Source organism: Streptomyces sp. NPDC048197 (assembly GCF_043202395.1).
GTDB classification, from domain to species: Bacteria; Actinomycetota; Actinomycetes; order Streptomycetales; family Streptomycetaceae; genus Streptomyces; species Streptomyces siderophoricus.
This window is the reverse complement of the sequence record NZ_JBIDAJ010000001.1, coordinates 139,112-155,579: the sequence shown is the minus strand read 5'-3', so window position 1 is coordinate 155,579 and position 16,468 is coordinate 139,112. Positions and strand designations below refer to the sequence as shown.

General features: G+C 68.4%; 16 protein-coding genes and 1 tRNA gene. 5 read left to right on the top strand and 12 right to left on the bottom strand.

What is annotated here, in order from left to right:
- The first annotated feature begins 371 nt into the window (after window positions 1-371).
- The 4 genes from ACGF4C_RS00775 (at window position 372) to ACGF4C_RS00760 (ending at window position 4,468) form a co-directional block, all read left to right on the top strand.
- Complete coding sequence (locus ACGF4C_RS00775) at window positions 372-1,961, top strand: alpha/beta hydrolase (RefSeq protein WP_393562175.1); 1,590 nt, start codon at window positions 372-374, stop codon at window positions 1,959-1,961.
- Window positions 1,962-2,076: 115 nt separating this feature from the next.
- A tRNA-Thr gene (locus ACGF4C_RS00770) sits at window positions 2,077-2,150 on the top strand.
- A gap of 255 nt (window positions 2,151-2,405) precedes the next feature.
- A complete protein-coding gene (locus tag ACGF4C_RS00765) occupies window positions 2,406-3,035 on the top strand; it encodes a hypothetical protein (protein ID WP_393562174.1) in 630 nt (209 codons plus the stop codon).
- Window positions 3,036-3,049: 14 nt separating this feature from the next.
- Window positions 3,050-4,468, top strand: coding sequence for a DUF6615 family protein (locus ACGF4C_RS00760; protein ID WP_393562172.1), 1,419 nt, complete (start codon window positions 3,050-3,052; stop codon window positions 4,466-4,468).
- A 47-nt stretch (window positions 4,469-4,515) separates the two neighbouring features.
- Here the strand turns inward: ACGF4C_RS00760 and ACGF4C_RS00755 are convergent, their stop codons facing one another.
- Both ACGF4C_RS00755 and ACGF4C_RS00750 read right to left on the bottom strand, forming a co-directional pair.
- On the bottom strand, window positions 4,516-6,153 hold the full coding sequence (locus ACGF4C_RS00755) for a tyrosine-type recombinase/integrase (RefSeq protein WP_393562171.1): 1,638 nt from the start codon (window positions 6,151-6,153) through the stop codon (window positions 4,516-4,518).
- A gap of 2 nt (window positions 6,154-6,155) precedes the next feature.
- Window positions 6,156-6,794, bottom strand: coding sequence for a helix-turn-helix domain-containing protein (locus ACGF4C_RS00750; protein ID WP_393562169.1), 639 nt, complete (start codon window positions 6,792-6,794; stop codon window positions 6,156-6,158).
- Between the two features lie 90 nt (window positions 6,795-6,884).
- On the opposite strand from ACGF4C_RS00750, the gene ACGF4C_RS00745 reads away from it, so the two are divergent.
- On the top strand, window positions 6,885-7,130 hold the full coding sequence (locus tag ACGF4C_RS00745) for an integrase (RefSeq protein WP_393562167.1): 246 nt from the start codon (window positions 6,885-6,887) through the stop codon (window positions 7,128-7,130).
- A 207-nt stretch (window positions 7,131-7,337) separates the two neighbouring features.
- On the opposite strand, the gene ACGF4C_RS00740 is transcribed toward ACGF4C_RS00745, so the two are convergent.
- From ACGF4C_RS00740 to ACGF4C_RS00695, 10 genes are all read right to left on the bottom strand, one after another.
- Window positions 7,338-8,210, bottom strand: coding sequence for an aldo/keto reductase (locus ACGF4C_RS00740; protein WP_393562166.1), 873 nt, complete (start codon window positions 8,208-8,210; stop codon window positions 7,338-7,340).
- Between the two features lie 195 nt (window positions 8,211-8,405).
- Window positions 8,406-9,764 carry a serine hydrolase domain-containing protein gene (locus ACGF4C_RS00735; RefSeq protein WP_393562164.1) on the bottom strand — a complete coding sequence of 453 codons (1,359 nt, stop codon included), beginning with the start codon at window positions 9,762-9,764 and terminating at the stop codon, window positions 8,406-8,408.
- On the bottom strand, window positions 9,761-10,684 hold the full coding sequence (locus ACGF4C_RS00730) for an aKG-HExxH-type peptide beta-hydroxylase (RefSeq protein ID WP_393562163.1): 924 nt from the start codon (window positions 10,682-10,684) through the stop codon (window positions 9,761-9,763). The genes ACGF4C_RS00735 and ACGF4C_RS00730 overlap by 4 nt, the downstream gene beginning before the upstream one ends.
- Window positions 10,685-10,785: 101 nt before the next feature.
- Complete coding sequence (locus tag ACGF4C_RS00725; RefSeq protein ID WP_393562161.1) at window positions 10,786-10,950, bottom strand: hypothetical protein; 165 nt, start codon at window positions 10,948-10,950, stop codon at window positions 10,786-10,788.
- Between the two features lie 110 nt (window positions 10,951-11,060).
- Window positions 11,061-11,942: a protein kinase gene (locus ACGF4C_RS00720; protein ID WP_393562160.1), complete on the bottom strand. Its 882-nt coding sequence runs from the start codon at window positions 11,940-11,942 to the stop codon at window positions 11,061-11,063.
- A complete protein-coding gene (locus ACGF4C_RS00715) occupies window positions 11,902-12,591 on the bottom strand; it encodes a hypothetical protein (protein ID WP_393562158.1) in 690 nt (229 codons plus the stop codon). Before ACGF4C_RS00715 ends, ACGF4C_RS00720 begins: the two co-directional genes overlap by 41 nt.
- Before the next feature lie 5 nt (window positions 12,592-12,596).
- On the bottom strand, window positions 12,597-13,328 hold the full coding sequence (locus ACGF4C_RS00710) for a hypothetical protein (protein WP_393562156.1): 732 nt from the start codon (window positions 13,326-13,328) through the stop codon (window positions 12,597-12,599).
- Complete coding sequence (locus ACGF4C_RS00705) at window positions 13,325-13,948, bottom strand: hypothetical protein (RefSeq protein WP_393562154.1); 624 nt, start codon at window positions 13,946-13,948, stop codon at window positions 13,325-13,327. The genes ACGF4C_RS00710 and ACGF4C_RS00705 overlap by 4 nt, the downstream gene beginning before the upstream one ends.
- Window positions 13,945-15,840 (bottom strand): radical SAM protein, encoded by a 1,896-nt coding sequence (locus tag ACGF4C_RS00700; protein ID WP_393562152.1) that lies wholly within the window; start codon window positions 15,838-15,840, stop codon window positions 13,945-13,947. Before ACGF4C_RS00700 ends, ACGF4C_RS00705 begins: the two co-directional genes overlap by 4 nt.
- A gap of 33 nt (window positions 15,841-15,873) precedes the next feature.
- On the bottom strand, window positions 15,874-16,308 hold the full coding sequence (locus ACGF4C_RS00695) for an NUDIX domain-containing protein (protein WP_350254727.1): 435 nt from the start codon (window positions 16,306-16,308) through the stop codon (window positions 15,874-15,876).
- Window positions 16,309-16,468: the final 160 nt, after the last annotated feature.

The following is a 16,468-nucleotide window of genomic DNA, read 5'->3' as shown; positions in this document are numbered from 1 at the left end:
GACCAGCCACCCGACCGGCCAGCACTCAGCACCCGACCTGCCACCACTCAGCACCTGGCCAGCCACCACTCAATACCGGCCAACAGCCCACCCGCACGCACCCACTCGCACGCACCCGCTCGTCAGCACCACCACCGAAGCGTCACCACCCCGAGGCACCAGCCAAGACGCACCACCCCGAAGCACCACCAAGGCGTACCGCTCAAGGCACAGCACTCAAGACGCACCGCTCAAGACGCACCGCTCAAGACGCAGCACCCAAGGCCGACCACCACGAGGTACCTGCCCCCCGACCACTCCCCCGATGACCGGCTCTCCCGGCTACCAGACCCAGGCTCCAGCTTCCAGGGACCGCGACCAAGGGACCGTCCATGGCCACCAGCCGTCTGTTCCGCACCTCCGCCGCCGTAGTCGCGGCCACCGCTCTGCTGATGTCCGGCTGCTCCTCGGGCAGTTCGTCCCCCGATGCCCATGCGTCCCCGGGCCGTACGACCGAAGCCGGCGCCCAGCGGCCCGCCGACGACGCCACCCTGCGGCCCCTGCCCGCCGCGATCCCGGCCGACCTGCGCCCGTACTACGACCAGAAGCTGACCTGGCATCCCTGCGGGGTCGCCGGCTTCGAGTGCGCGACGATGAAGGCGCCCCTGGATTACGCGCACCCCTCCGTGGCCACCGACCTGAAGCTCGCGGTGGCCCGTAAGAAGGCCACCGGCCCCGGCAGCCGGCTCGGCTCCCTCATGGTCAACCCGGGCGGGCCCGGCGGTTCGGCGATCGACTACCTCCAGCAGTACGCCCCGCAGCCCGCGTCGGTCCGCGCCCGCTACGACATGGTGGCGATGGACCCGCGCGGCGTGGCCCGCAGCGAACCGGTCGAGTGCCTCACCAACCCGCAGATGGACCGCTACACCCAGACCGACCAGACCCCGGACTCACCGGCCGAGGTCAACAAGCTCGTCACCGCGTACCGCGACTTCGCCAAGGGCTGCCAGGCCCGCTCCGGCAAGGTGCTCCGGCACGTCTCCACGATCGAGGCGGCCCGTGACATGGACGTCCTGCGCGCCGTCCTGGGCGACAAGAAGCTGACCTACGTCGGCGCCTCCTACGGCACCTTCCTCGGCGCCACCTACGCCGGCCTCTACCCCTCCCGCACCGGCCGCATCGTGCTGGACGGTGCCATGAACCCGGAGCTGGACTCCCGCAGGATCAACCTCGACCAGACCAAGGGCTTCAACACCGCGTTCACCGCGTTCGCCGCGGACTGCGTCAAGAAGAAGGACTGCCCGCTCGGCCACAAGAACGCCGAGGACGCCGGCAAGCGGCTCGCCGCCCTGTTCAAGAAGCTCGACGCCCACCCGGCGGAGACGGGCGAGGCCCGCAAGCTCACCGAATCCCTGGCCACCACGGGCGTCATCGCCGCGATGTACGACCAGCGCGCCTGGCCCGTCCTGCGCGAATACCTCGCCCAGGCCGAGGCGGGCAACGGCCGCGGGCTGCTCACCCTCTCGGACAGCTACTACGAGCGTGACCCCAGCGGCAAGTACGCCAACCAGATGTACGCGAACCCCGCCGTCAACTGCCTCGACCTGGCGCCCCCCTTCACCGGCCCCGACCAGGTCCGCGCCGCCCTCCCCGCCTTCCGCAAGGCCTCCCCGGTCTTCGGCGAGAGCTTCGCCTGGTCCGCGCTGAGCTGCGCCTACTGGCCGGTGAAGGCCACCGGCACGGCCCACCGCATCCCGGCCAAGGGCGCTGCCCCGATCGTCGTCGTCGGCACCACCCGCGACCCGGCCACCCCGTACGCCTGGGCCCAGGCCCTCGCCGCCCAGCTCTCCAACGCCACCCTCCTCACCTACGAGGGCGACGGCCACACCGCCTACGGCCGCGGCAGCACATGCATCGACAACGCGATCAACACCTACCTCCTGACCGGCACCACCCCGCCCAAGAACAAGCGCTGCACCTGACCACGCCCCACCCGCCGCGTGACCCGCCCCACACCCCTCCCGGCCCACCTCTGACCAGCCCCGCAACCGGTTACGAACCACCCCTCAGTGGTGTGTAGACTGGGCCGCGCACCACGCCGCCTTAGCTCAGTTGGCCAGAGCAACGCACTCGTAATGCGTAGGTCTCGGGTTCGAATCCCGAAGGCGGCTCAGCGAAAAAGCCAGGTCAGATCCCGTCTGACCTGGCTTTTCTCTTACCGGAGAAGTCCACCTTAGCCGGTGGCGGCGCTTCGATTCGTGCCACCAAATCCAAGGGGAGCGCAAGGGGAGCGCATGAGCGCAGAGCTTGTGCAGAGGGGTGCGCGAGAAAACCCGTCGAAGGGGCGCCGAACGGCTCGGTGAGGTTCCTTGGCGATCAAACCGGTTTTGTGGAAACGCTCCAACGACGCTTCTAGGCTGGGCACCGTGGCAGACCCAATGGACACCCTCTCGTTCAAGACCCTCGTGGCGCAGGCGAGCGCCGTGCTGCTGACCCACGGAGTCGAGGTGGAGCCGACGGCGGTGCAGGGTGTCGCCACCCATCTCGTCGAGACCGCGGCCAAGCAAGCGGGAATGGACCGCGAGGACGCCGTACACCTGATAACCCCAGAAGCTGTCGCTGAGGTCATCATGCGGGCGACTTCCAAGGATGATCAGAAGGGCGCGCATGCGGTTCGCCCGGTGCGGATCGACGACCGTACGGTGAGCGCGCCCGTCGAAGCGCTGGGCCACCTGGTCATGGCAGCCTCGCAGGCCGGCAAGTACGCAAGCCTCAACGACGACGGTCCGGCCGTCGCCCACCTCTTGGACCTCGCCACAGAGATCGGCGCAGCCCTCGTGAAGCACCATGCGGACGGCGCAGCGAGGATTCCGGTCGGGGCACTCGACGAACTGGCCGAACTGGTGGACACAGTGGCCGACCGAATCGAGGAAGACGGCTGGAGCATCTGCCCCTGCGGTGAGGACCATGGCCAGGCCGATGTGGACGCTGGCTGCTTGCCCGTCATGCGTCACCATGCTGCGCTGGCCCGCGGTCTCCGCGAAGCCGCCGGGTAATCTCGACGATCAAGATGACGATCACCCCCGAACAAGGCGACATGGATCAGGTGTGCTCGTGCGGTCGCAAGACCACGGCCGAATTCTCGTTCTGCCCATCCTGCGGTAAGGAGCTACGGGGGAAATCGCTCTGCCGTACCTTGAGCGCCTGCGCCGAGTACACCTTTGAGCGACTGGCTGATGGGCACCGAGAGGGGCAGGCCCCCGGTGAGGTGGGGCTCACCGAGCACCATCTGCAGGACATCCGCATGCAGCACGGCGACCGTGTGGCGGTTCGCTGGTTCACCGGCCCCGAAGAGGCGGTGAACGGTGCGGACTGGGAATGGTGGTTCTACGCTGGCGAGATCGGGTTCGGCATGCGAGTCCAAGCCAAGCGCGCTGAGCGAAGCGGCAGCTACAAGCTCCGATATCGGCCCAACGGTGGGCGCCTCCAAAGCGATCTCCTGATCGAGGACGCTGTCGCCGCGGGGTGTCTTCCTGCCTACGTGTTCTACAACCATCTGAATTGGCAGCCAGCCCGTCTTGCAGGGGCATTGGCGGGCTGCCGCCACGGTCCGCTCGGCGAGCGGCAGTTGGGGTGCACCATCGCCTCTGCTCTTGTCGTGCAGCGGACCTTGCTCGAACGCCGAGCCAGCACCAACTACGTGAAGAACCGAAGCCTGCCGTGGCACCGGCTTCTGTGCGACGAGGGCGCGCCAGATGGTCGGCGGCTGGCGATGCCGTACGAGCGTGTGAGGAGCCTGCACCGAGCAGCGGCCGAGGAGCTCCAAGAGGCACTGGACGGGAAGGGGGATGCCTTCACCGTGGAGCGGGACGTACCGTCGCAACCTGCGAGCCCAAAGCCCAACAGGCAGGTTCGGCATACCGATCCGGTGCTTTCCGAGCCTGCGAGGGTTTCTTCGAGCGAGTCGGTCGACGATCTGCCACGAGACCTCCGGCAATGGCCGCTGTACCGCCGCATGCAGGAGCTCGCCGAGCGCCCACCGTCTCAGTTGCCACTCCGCGTACGAAACATGATCCATGGAGGTGATGCCATCCCTCCCGACGAGCGCGCCGCCGGGGCAGTGCTCGTGAACCTCGCCGAAGACGACTACGAAGAATTTCACAACGCGCGATACATGGCGGAGGCGTCACCGGCAGGCGCCGTAGTCACGGCATGGAACGCACTGCAACGTCTGTGCGTGGAGGTGTTGGTCCGCCACCCCGACGTCACGCCGACGCACACTCGTCCAGGAATGTCCTTGCCGGGATATGAGCTGGGTCGGCAGTTGGCTGAGGTGGGATTGCCTGAACAGGCAGTTGGCCTCTTTGAACGATTGCGGAAGCTGCGCAATGCAGCGGCTCACGGTACGGACACAGTGACTACCACTGAGGCGCTCAGTTTCGTTGATAGCTGCATGGTGCTTGCCCGGGAACTTGATCAGTTGCCGTAAGGGGCCCTCACTGATGAAGGGCCCCTTGAAGGGGCTGACGACCGCCCTTACGCCATAAGACCTTCCTCCTGCACAGCGCCACAGGTGCACTCACAGGTGCATCGTGGGGAGGCGCCAACAGGAGTGAGAGAGCGCGCAGCGCGCTGCTCGATCAGAGAGCGGATCGCGCTCGGAGCACGCGGCACGAGCTTGACCACGGCCTCTGCTGCCGCACGGGCTAGGTCATCGAGGACGGACTGGTAGATGTCGCGGGTGATGCGAGTGTCGCTGTGACCCAGTGTTTCCGAGACGACCTTGATGTCGACGTCGGCGGCCAGCATCAGGGTCGCGGCGCCGTGTCGCAGGTCGTGTAGGCGGATCGGCGGCAGGCCGGCTTCGGCGATGAGGCGCTCGAAGAGGTCGGAGATCTTGCCGGGGTGCAGAAGGGAGCCGTCCTCCTCGGTGAAGATACGGCCGGTGTCCCGCCAGGCTTCACCCCATTCGCGCTTCTCTTCCTGTTGGGCGATTTTGCGCAGCTCCAGGAGTTCGACGGACTCCTCGTCGAGCGCGACGGAACGGATGCCACTGTTGGTCTTCGGGAGACCTTCGAGGACATCCCAGCCGTCCTGGACCAGCTGGGTGGCGATTTCCAGCGACCGCGACTTCTTCGAGTAGTCGATCCAGCGTGGAGCACAGCCCTCGCCACGGCGCAGGCCACGGAAGGCGATCATCCGCCACATGGCCTCCAGGCGGTCGCCGATGATGTGGTCCAGGAACTTGCCGGTCTGCTCCGGTGTCCAGACCATGACCGGGCTGGGCTTCTCGCCGGTGGCCAGCCAGTGTGCGACACGCTCGTCGGTCCAGACGAGGGCCTTGGGCTTGGTACCGGGCTGCAGTTCGACGTGCTCGGCCGGGTTGTAGTTCGGGATGATCCGCTGGGCGATAGCGGTGTTGAGCGCCGCTCGCAGGGTGGCCTTGATGTGGTGCTGCGTGTTGACGGTGGTGACGCGGCGGAAGGGCGGCATCTGGTCGATGGCGGCCTTCAGCCACTTGCGGCGCGCTCGGTTCTCCGTCCCCTTCCACGGGATGCTCTTGAGTTCGTCCAGGGCGGCACGCCGCTGAGTGTTTTGCTCCTGGATTTCGATGTTCGCCTCGTTGATGGCGTCGAACATCCGGTCCAGGTGGGGGACGTTGAGCTTGTCCAGGCGTACTTCGCCCAGGTGGGGCTTGAGGTGGACGCGGACGTCGCACTCGTAGCGCTTGTAGCCGCCCGCGCGCAGGCGCTTCTTGCCAGCGAGCCAGAGGTCGAGCCACTCGGCCACCGGCATTTTCGGGTTAAGCGCCTGCCCCGCTGCCAGCCGCCGACGGGTTTCGTCGTAGCCCGGCAGCGGCTCCTTCTTCTTGGAGCAGTCCTCCAGCATGTCGCTGATCGCCAGGTGCCCCGCTGGGTCGTCCTCATCGGGTATGGCAAGCAGCGCGCGGACCTTGCCCAGTTCCTTGGTGGCGTCGGCCGAGGACTCGAAACCGCTGCGGCGGAACTCCCGCCGAGTGCCGTCGGATCGATTGACCAGTTCGTGGCGTATGGACCAGTTGCCATGGCGGCGATTGGCAAGTTTGGGGCACGCCTTGCCGTAGTTCTTGCCTGTCGCGGGGTTGCGGCAGGAACAGCGACGGGTGATCGTGCCGCCGGAGGTGGTGCTGGCCAAGGCTAGTCCTCGGGATTGGGCTCGTCGACGAAGGAGAGTTCAGCGGGGAGGGCCGGTGGGACGAGGCCGCGCTGCTGCATCGTGAGGCGGAACTCGCGGAGCTCTCTGCAGTCGTCGAAGGCGAGCTGTTCGTACGCGCCCGCGGCTTCGAGCAGAGCCTCGCGACGGCCGGAGTCGAGGGTGGTGCTGGCCTTCCGGCGGCGCTCCTTGGCCAAGTGGGTCGAAGCCAGGGCTGTCGCCACGGCGTCGCTGTGGGCGCGGAAGGTGTCCAGCACGCCGCGGGCGGAGTCCTCCGGCGCGGGCCTCTCCAGCCGTGTCTCGCCGGTGAACCAGGCCACAGCCTCCCAGGTCGAGACCTCCCGGTCTGGAAGCACTTCGACGGAAGATTCCAGGCCGAGAGGGAACAGCAGGCTTACCGGCGGGACCTTGTAGACCTCGGCCAGGACGAGGAATTCCGCGAGGTCGATCGAGCTGCGGCGCCCGGTCTCCAAGTTCGTGATCGTCGTCTTCGGGACCGCCAGGCCCAGGGCCGCGCATGCCTCGGCTGCCTCCGTGACGGTGAGGCCGGCGGCCTTGCGCGCACGGCGCATCTGCTCGGCGACGCGGGCGGTGAAGGTCGGTGACCACTCCCTGTTTGTCATGGTGACAACTTATGGCAGAAAAATGTGTTGCCGCAACATTCGTGGTACACAGTTCGCCGTCAGGGCAACTTTTCTTGATCGGAATACATCATGACTACACGCAAGGCTGCACGAGGGATGACCTACGAAGAGCTGCTCGCGCTGCCAGCCGCCGTCGACCTCGACACAGCCAACAAGGCGCTGACGATTGGCCGCAGCACGGGATACGCCTTGGCAAAGCGCGGCGAGTACCCGGTCGCGGTCCTCAGGCTTGGGAACGCCTACCGCGTGGTGACAGCGGAGCTGCATCGGCTCCTCGGGATCCAGGCGGAGGAGAGCGTCGCATCCTCCGTCTAGCTGGTACCTCAAGGACCCACTCGACATGTCCTCGCGCTCGTCGTGACACTGCGCGACCAGGGTGATCTTGTCGACCGGCATAGTGACCGGGCCCTGGGCGCACCTTCATTGGATATTCGAACCCTCGGAAGGCCCGGAGCTTCGTCCTGTCCATCAGCGGTAGCCGTCTCGATGCGACCTCGGAGCCGCTGACGCCGCTCTGGCGGGTCAGACTGCGGCGGCCAGGGCGTCGCACTCGTCGTCGGTGAGGGCGATGCGGGCGGCCTGGGTGTTTTCCTCCAGGTGGGCCGTCCGGGAGGTGCCGGGGATGGGGAGCATGACCGGGGAGCGGTGCAGCAGCCAGGCGAGGGCGAGCTGGGAGGGGCTGGCGCCGTGCTGTTTGACGGCAGCGTCGAGCGGGCCGCCGGGTCGGGCAAGCTCGCCGGTGGCTATGGGGAACCACGGGATGAAGGCGATGTTCTCGCGTTCGGCGTAGTTAAGGACGTCTTCGGCGCTGCGGTCGGCGAGGTTGTAGCGGTTCTGCACGGAGGCGATGTTCGTGATCGTGCGGGCCTCCTTGAGCTGTTGGACGGTCACTTCGGAGACGCCGATGTGACGGACTTTGCCTTCCTGCTGAAGCAGGACGAGCTCACCTAGTTGGTCGGCGAGCGGCACCTTTTCGTCGATGCGATGCAGCTGGTAGAGGTCGATGCGTTCGACGCCGAGGTGGCGCAGGCTCAGCTCGGTCTGCTGACGCAGGTACTCGGGCCGGCCTACGGGGCGCCAGTCGTCGGGGCCGGGGCGCGTCAGCCCGCCCTTGGTTGCGATGAGTAGGTCGTCGGGGTAGGGGTGCAGGGCCTCGCGGATGAGTCGCTCGCTGACGAAGGGGCCGTATGAGTCGGCCGTGTCGATGAAGTTGATGCCCAGCTCGACGGCACGACGCAGCACCCGGATCGCTTCGGCCGGATCTTTGGGCTCGCCCCACACGCCGGGGCCGGTGAGTTGCATGGCGCCGTAGCCGAGGCGGTTGATGGTCAGGTCCCCGCCGAGGGCGAAGGTGCCGGAAGCGTCTGCGGGGCGGGAGGTGTTCTGGTGGCTCATGTGACCCATCTCTTTCACTTGCGAACTGTGTAGTAGCTGCGCGCCGGAACCACGGGACAGTCAGGCTGGAATGCCGAAGTCCGACCGCTGTGCTGCTACGGGGTTATGCCTCGCCTGGCGACGGGGTGCAGAAGACAGGGGCGTGATGGTGGGCGAACGTGCGGCTTTTTGTAGAGCGGTGTGGTTGGGAGTTGGTCAGTCCGGCTGTCGTCGATAGTGCAGTCGGGGTGCACGGTCGAGATCGAGAACGAAGCCGTCCGGCGAGGGCGCGCTTTCGTCTGCGGGTGGGGTAGTGAGCGTGAGCGTGTAGCCGTCCGCGGTGTACGTCGCGGGCCCGCTGCGGGTGAGATAGTCGCGGGTTCCCCGACGCCATAGGTACAGCGCCCCCTCGCTGCGGGTCAGGCGGACGGTGCCGGGCACGTCCTCGCAGGCGTACGTGCCAAGCGGCATGTGCGGTGCGTCGAGATTGGGGCGGTTCACCGGTGCGGGCGGTGGCTTGGGGCGCTGCTGAAGCGATCGACGCAGGACTTCGCCCAGGTCGGCTTCGGGGTGGTGGTCGAGGTCGGCGAGGGTGGTGGCGACGACGTGGTCGGCAGCGATTCCGCTGTGGTTGGACATGCAAATGACGCGGAACCCTGAGCTGGTGAGGTGGGCGGTGGAGGAGAACCCCTGTTCGTGGCCGTAGTGGAAGACGGCGGTGCGCTTCGGGCGGGGATCGGCGTACAGGCCGGCTCCGTAGGTGAAGGGGTGGTGATCGCTGGTCTCGTAGCTGATGTGCTGCCCAAACGGGAGCGCGTCGTCGGCACGGGCCTGCCACTCGTGCCACAGGTGGTCGAGCCAGCGGTCCAGGTCGGTGGCGGTGCACCAGAGCGAGCCGGGGCCGGGCAAGGTGACCGGGGCCTGCTGGTGGAGCCAGCCGTCGACGGTAAGGCGGTAGCTGGAGGCGGCGCCGAGGATGACCTCGCGCGGATCGCTCTTGAAGCGGGCGGAGGTCATCCCGAGCGGGGTGAAGACTTGCGCGTCGGCGACTTCTTGGAGCCCGGCGGCACCGTGGACGTGCTTGAGTACCTCGCCGAGGAGGAGGTAGCCAGTGTTGCTGTACAGGAAGCTGCCGGGCTCGACGGCGCGGCGGTGCTGGCGGTAGGCGAGTTGCAGCAGATCGTCGGCGGTGTAGTGGTCGAGGTCGCGGAAGCCGACCAGGGAGAGCAGGGATTCGGCGTCGCGGATCCCGCCCCGGTGCTGGACGAGGTCGCCGACGGTCACGCCTGCGATGCGGAAGCGCGGCAGGATATCGCCGACCGGCTGGCCTAGGTGGAGGAGACCGTTGCGCGCTGCGTGCACACACAGGTACGCGGTGATCTGCTTGGCGACAGAGCCGACGTTGAAGGCGGTGTTCTCCCCGATGGGCGCGTTGAGTTCGAGGCTGGCCGCTCCGATGTGCGCCTGTACCGGGCGTTGGCCAACGGGGTGGATGCGCAGGATGAGGCCGGGCTCGTGCGCTCGGTCGGCGGGGCAGGTAGCCGGTGAAGTGGTGGGGGCGTCGGTGTGGTTCACAGGCTGAGGGCCTCGTGATGGACGGCGTGCAGACGCTGGCGTAGACCGGTGTCGGGGATGAGGGCGAGCGCGCGTGCATGGTCGTCGGCGGTCGGGGCGAGCAGGCCGCGCTGCTGGTCCAGGTAGGCGGTCAGGAACTGATGCAGGGCGCCGGTGGTCTGGGACAAAACGCGGGCGGTGTAGATCATGGTGAGAGGGAAGGCCCAACAGGCGTGGAGGAAGCCGAAGGCGGGGCGCATCGTCTTCTTCCACGGGGAGTAGAACTGCGCTTCGTCACTGATCTTGCTGGCGGTGGCGGCGAGGGCGTCGTTGAGCCAGTTGTGGCCGGATTCGTGGACGAGGTCGCGGGCCAGGACGACGGGCTCGTCGACGTGATCGCTGAAGACAGTGCCGGGCAGGCGGGTGATGGTCCAGCTGTCGAGTGTGTCGCCGAGCTGTTTGTGCCGGAGCAGGACCAAGACGACGGCATGGGCGGCGAGCAGGGGGCCGAATCCCGTTTGGGCACCGGTGTTGTATGCGGCGGTGGCCAGCTCGCGCAGGTCCTTCCGCGCGGCGGTGGTGTTGGGGCCCAGCACGTAGTAAGGGGTCTCGGAAAACGCCGAACGGGGCAGGCGGTCCAGGTCGGGGTTGATCACGATGCGCGGGCCGACGGCCGTGGAGGTGGACAGCGTCGCCGTGTTCGCGTCGGGGTGGGCGCCGTACCAGTCGAAGGTGGTGGTGTCGCGGGCGCGGGCGGCCGCCTCGGCGCCTTCGAGGACATGGTGAGCCAGGCAGTAGTCGGCTGCGGCCGTCACCGAGGCCGCGGCGGTGCCGACCGGACGCGGGGAGCTGGGCTGGACGACGGCGTGGATCCGCCGGGTGCGGTCGCGGTGCAGGCTCTGGATGGGGGCATACGAGAAGGCGGTGGTGGGCGCGTCCACGGGGCGGTCCTTCCGTCGGGGCTGGGCCTGGGGCCGGACCGTGGTGGTCCGGCCCCAGGAGATGCTCACCGGCGGGCTGCCGCCGGCGTGGTGCGCGGCGGTCAGGCGGCGTCAGTGCCCGTGGCAGCGTCGGTGGTTGCCGGGACCTCGGTCGTAGGCCAGCCCTCGGCGGAGACGCTGGAGGTGTGGGCGGTGGTGCGTACGGTCTTGTCGTCGCTGCGGAGGTCGTCCACGGCGGTGAGGAAGTCGCTGATCCGGTCGTTCATGAGTGTGCTCGTCCTTTCCTGAAAGGGGTGTTGGGGCCGTGCACCTTTGGAGCCGGGGGTGAGGCGGCGAACGTGCGGTGTTCACTGCGGTATCCCTCCGAGGGCGTGGTTCAGTGGCCGGGCATAGCCAGCGCAGCGGCTGCCTGGAACAGGGCGTCGCGGAGTTCGCTCATCGCGGGTCGGTGCTGTGGAGCGGGAGCCAGGGCCGCGGAGATCACCGGTTGGAGGCCGGCGGGGGCAGCGTCGAGTCGCGAGTGGCCATGCCGGGGGATGTCCGCGCAGAGGAAGCGGTAGATCAGGACTGCAAGGCTGAAGGCGTCGGCGGCCGGGGTGACGCGGTCGTAGGAGGTTGCATACTCCGGGGGCCAGTGGACTTCGGGGCCGCGGGCGGCAGGTCCGCGGGGGATGTCGGCGAGGCTGGCCGCGCCGAGGTCGGTGATCAGCCCGCGGCCGTCGTGGATGAGGATGTTCTCCTGGTAGACGTCGCGGTGCACGATGCCGCGCTCGTGCAGGCCCCGCAGTCCCTCGGCGACGTCAGCCAAGATGCCCAGCCCGGCCACCGCCCGGTCGTGGTCACAGGCCGTGGCCAGGAAGGGCCGGAAGTTGCCGCCAGAGCAGAAGGGCATGGTGTACCAGTCGAAGCGGTCAGTGCTGCCCTCCTCCAGCAGCGGCACTATGTGCTCGGCATCTGCGGCGGCGCGGGCGACGGCGATCTCGTGGCGGAAGTCCTCGCGGGTCAGGGCACGCTCGGCCTCGGTCATTTCCGCGTACCAGTAGAAGCCGTAGGCGGCTTTGCGGCTGTCCTCGTCCAGCTCGGCCAGGACGTGGTTGCTGCCGAAGCCGGCCTTGAGGACCACCGGGGACGCGCCGCCGCGGCTGACGAGCACCAGGGTGCTGGCGCGGGTGAAGGAGAGCAGGTCGTGCACGTGCCACCCGGTGTCACGGAGCTGATCAAGGACCCAGACGGCGGGGTGAAGGGGGTGCAGGTGCATGGGGCGGCTCCTCTAATATTCGCGCCGTACGTGGGGCGGCTGCACGCAGCTGGTCCAGGCAGGCGGCGGCCAGCAGGTCGAGGTCGGGCTCGGCGGTACACGGGTGCCGCAGCACGGGCAGCCCGGTCGTCTCGGTCCAGGCGGTGGCGGCCTGCTCGTACAGGTCGGCGAGCCGAGCGGCGGTCGGCGGGGCCTCGCCGAAGCGGCGCGAGGTGGCCCTGTGGCAAAGCCGGGCATGGCACAGCTCGGGATCGGTGGTCAGCAGGATGGTCAGCTCTGCCCGCGCGGGCTTCACCTCGGCCAAATTCCGGACGTAGCCGGCGACGGGACGGTCATGCAGCAGGGCGAGCAGGCAGGCGGTCGACAGGATGAGCCGGTCGGCGACCACGGGGCCCAGGGACAGGGCGGGGGCGAGGTTGTGGCTGGCGTGGAGTTCCAGGTCGAGGCGGGCGGCGGACAGTGCCTGCTCGCCGGCCGGCGCGGGGCGGCCGGCCCGCAGACCGGTGAGGGTGCGGGTGGCCTCGAGCGACAGCCAGGCAAACTGGCCGATGTGTCCAAGGCGGATGTCCTCGCGCGTGGCCGCGGACAAGAGCCGGTCGCGCAGTGTGCTCTTTCCGGCTCCGGCGATCCCCTCCAGGGCAAGCAGCATGCGGCTCACCCCTCGTGCTTCTCGGCGACCAGCCAGCTGATGAACTTCGCGACCCGGCCGCGGGCCACCGGCTCGGTGCCGTGGGTGAGCTGGGATCCGTACAGCAGGGCGGTGCCCGGGGCGGAACTCACGTTCCATCGGGTGCGGGGCATCTGCCTGAACCAGTCGGCTGAATGGTCGGCCCCGTCGTGGGCTATCCACATGCCGTCCGCGTAGCCGTGGTCCGCGGCCTGGTTGAGGCGGGTGTCCCACAGGCGGTCGCTGGAGGAGCTCTCGACGTAGAAGGCGCCGCCGGCCTCTGCTTCGCTGATCACGACGCTGATTCCGGCGATCTGCCTCGGCCAGGCGAGCGGGTCGGGGGCGATGCCGTCGAGGTGGCCGGTGATGTGCTGGCCGGGTCCGTACTCGACATACGTCCACGGCCGGCATGCGGTGATTGACGGCATGACGCGGGACAGGGCTGGGCGGGCTCGGTCGAAGGCGTGCTGCAGAACTTGTTCGGCCTCGGCCGGGATCTCCGGTATCTCGACCCGTCCGGCCGGCTCGTACACCGTCATTGCCTGCTCGTGGGAGTGGCCGGGAATCTCGTGGATGGAGGTTGTCCGGTCTTCACCGAAGCGTGCGCGTGCTTCCCTGGAGAGGAAGTTGTTCATCGCAGTGGCGAGCCGGGTCTGCTCCTCGGAGCCGAGAAATCCCTCGATGCTGCCGACCGCGACGGTTTCGGCGATGTGGATCACGAGCCGCTCCTCCTCGTTTCGAGCACTCGGCGGACGTCGTCCAGGCCGGTGCAGTGATTGAGCCAAGTGGCCACGGGGTGGCGGGTGGCGGCTGTCGGCTCAGCCCACAAGGCCAGCAGTTCGCCGGTCAGCGGCAGTTCCTCGGTGTCTGGGAGTGCCTCCGGCACTGTGAGCCGGTCCAACGCCGGGCAGTGGGCCGCGTGCTGGGTGGCGAAAACCCGCCCGAGACGGCCTGCCGCCGCGTGCCCGCAGTCACGCAGGAGAGTTTCGGCGGGTTCGGCCTGCCGGTAGCTGTGGCACTCGGTGTGTGCCCATCCGGCCGCGACCGCTGTGGCTGCAGAGATGACGCGACATGTGGCGCAGCAGGCGCTGGTGGCCTTCGGGCACGGCCGGTGATGTGCCCGGAGGGTGGGCGCCACCTCAACCAGAGCCGCCCAGGCGGAGTCCGGCAGCAGCTCACCAACGGTGAGTTGGACCGGGGCGGTGGCGTGGTTGCAGCACGCCGGCCCCGGGGCGGGGGGTGTGCTGGGTCGGAGGTCGGGTTCGATGAATAGGACGTGGAAGTACACGATCCGCCCAAGTAACTGGTGGATCGTCAGCGTGTCCGAGGCGCTGCTCACGCCGATATCTCCTCGGAGGAGGGAGCGGTGGGTTGCGGCATGCGACAGGAACAGCAGCGGCCAGCTGAAGGGGCCTCGCCTCGCAGCGCGTCCGCGACAGCCTCGGTAGCCGCGTCCACGGCGTCGAAGTACGCCGGCCAGTCATGGCCTGGGGCCAGTCGCAGTGCCAGGTCGAGCACGTGGGTGGTCCGGTTCGTGGCCTCGCAGGTCAGCTCCGCGCGCCCGACGGTCACCTGCACCGCGGCGGGCAAGGTAGGGGCGGCCGAGGTGACCGCGCGGCACAGGGCCGCGGCAGTTTGGGCGTACTCGGCTCGGTCGCGCGGGAGGATGCCGACTCTGCGTTCGGCGGGCTCCAGGTCAAGGCCGGTGTAGGGGTGGCCCTGGCAGCTGTCGTACGTGACCAGTCCCCACATCCGGGTGACGGTGTCGACCAGAGGCCGCACCCCGGGCTCGATCGCCTCGCGCCACTGGGGGTGGGCCGGGTCGAGGTCATCGGCCTCGTGTATGCCGGGCAAGCCCACAGTGTTGATGTTGCCGTGCGCACTGGTGTGCAGCCGCACAGGCGTCCTGGCCGCGTTGGCGCGGTCCCAGCGGGCGAGGAAGGCAGCAACGTCGCGCATGCTGTTCGGGGTACGGGGGCGCCAGCGCATGGTGCGGCACCAGGCGCCGTCCGGGTGGGCGGGTTGGGCGAGGATCGCGGCGATGCCGTCAATCATCCGCATCCGGTAGTCGCAGTAGGCGTCCTGGCCACCAGCTTGGTCATGGCGCCAGCGAGTGGCCACACAGCCGCCGCCGCAGGCGGACCGGTAGGCGCAGGTAGTGCACCGCTCCATCAGACCCTTGCCCTGTTTCAGCAGGGGCAGCCGCCGCTGCCCAGCAATGACCGCGTCCTGGTCGGGCACCTGGTCCAGACGGCCGATCATGGCCTGGGGCCAGGGCAGTTCGTCGCAGCTGCCGAGGCGGCCGTCCGGGTAGAACGTGAAGACGTGGTCGCACTTGAGGTTGGAGAAGTGGCAGAAGCCGGTGTCCAGCCCGCGCAGCCGCCGAATGGTGGACACAGCGGGTTCCAGCTTCAGGCGGGTGAAATACCCGGCGCCGATCCACCGGATCGTGGCGGCAAGCACGAACTCGGCATACTCGGCTGGACTGATCGCCCACGCTGGACCAGCATGGCCGCGCACGGCAGCGCGCTGGAGTTGTCGGCTTTCCGGAATGCGCAGCCCTGGAATGGCGGTGGGACGCTGGACGGAAGTGTCGAAGCAGGGCACGAAGCTGACGGCGTTGACCGCCTCGAAGCCGGCGACGTGGTCCAGGACCGCTTCGGCGCGTCCGAGCACGGCCGGGGTGACCGCGGCGATCACTCCGGTCTTCCGGCCGCGATCGGCCAGCAGCCGCAGCGCGGCGGCGACGCGCGGGTAGACCGGCTGTCCGTCGTAGCCGACCCGCCAGGCGTTGCCCGCCGCGTCCCCGTCCAGAGAGATGCCGATCACAAGGCCCGGGTACAGGGCATCGAAGAGGTCCAGCCACTGTTCGTCCAGCAGCACGCCGTTGGTCTGCATCGAGACGCGGACCACTCTGGGCTGGCTGGCCAGTTCGCGCAGGACTTCGGCGACGTGGTCGCGGCCGGCGGTCAGCGGTTCACCGCCGTGAAGCTCCACCGCGAGCGGACGCCCCTGGAAGAGCTCGGCGAGCCGACGAACTTGGCCGGCGTCGATCCGGGCTCCTCCCGGGGCCTCCTTGCGTTTCTCGTAGCAGTACAGGCAGTCGATGTCGCAGGTCTCACCGCGTAACTTCAAGATCACTGATACGGCGCTGTCGGTATCCTCGGCGTCCAAGCCGCGGTACATCTGGGCGATCGGATCATGCTCGTGCTGTTCGGTGGTGCGGTGCATCGGCTGCCTCCCGGGGCCGTGACCGGACGGGGATCAGTCGTACAGGCGTCCCAGGAGGGCGCCCTGGCCGGACTGGAGGATGTGGGCGGCTTCCAGCGGAATCCAGAAGCACTCGAAGTGCGTGGGCTCCTGCTCCCCGTCGTGGTCCTCCTGGCTCATCCACCGCTCCGGAGTGGGCTCAGTCAGCTCCAGGTGGAAGACGTGACGGCGCTGGAGTTCGAACCGGTACGGGCTGATGTCGTACTCGGCCTCGCCGAGCTTCCGCACGATCTTGAAGTCCTTCAGGCCGGTCTCTTCGCGGGCCTCCCGCAGGGCCGCCGCATCCGGCGTCTCGCCCTCACGGATGCTGCCGGCCGGGACCTGGATGCCGACCTCTTCGTAGCTGTATTCGGTGTGCCGGAATACCAGCAGCTTTCCGTCGCGCACGACGTAGCACAGCACCTTGTCCTTGGTGACCTTCTCGGGCACGGGAACACCCCTCATTCATTCATCGGAACCGGGCGCCCACCCGGCGGTGCCCTCGGCCAGGGCCAGGGCGTGAAGCGGCGTGCACCCCTGGTGGCGCACACCCGACGCCGGGCAAACGACCTTGAGTCTAGGCCGGGTGACCAGGCGTCACGACAGCGCA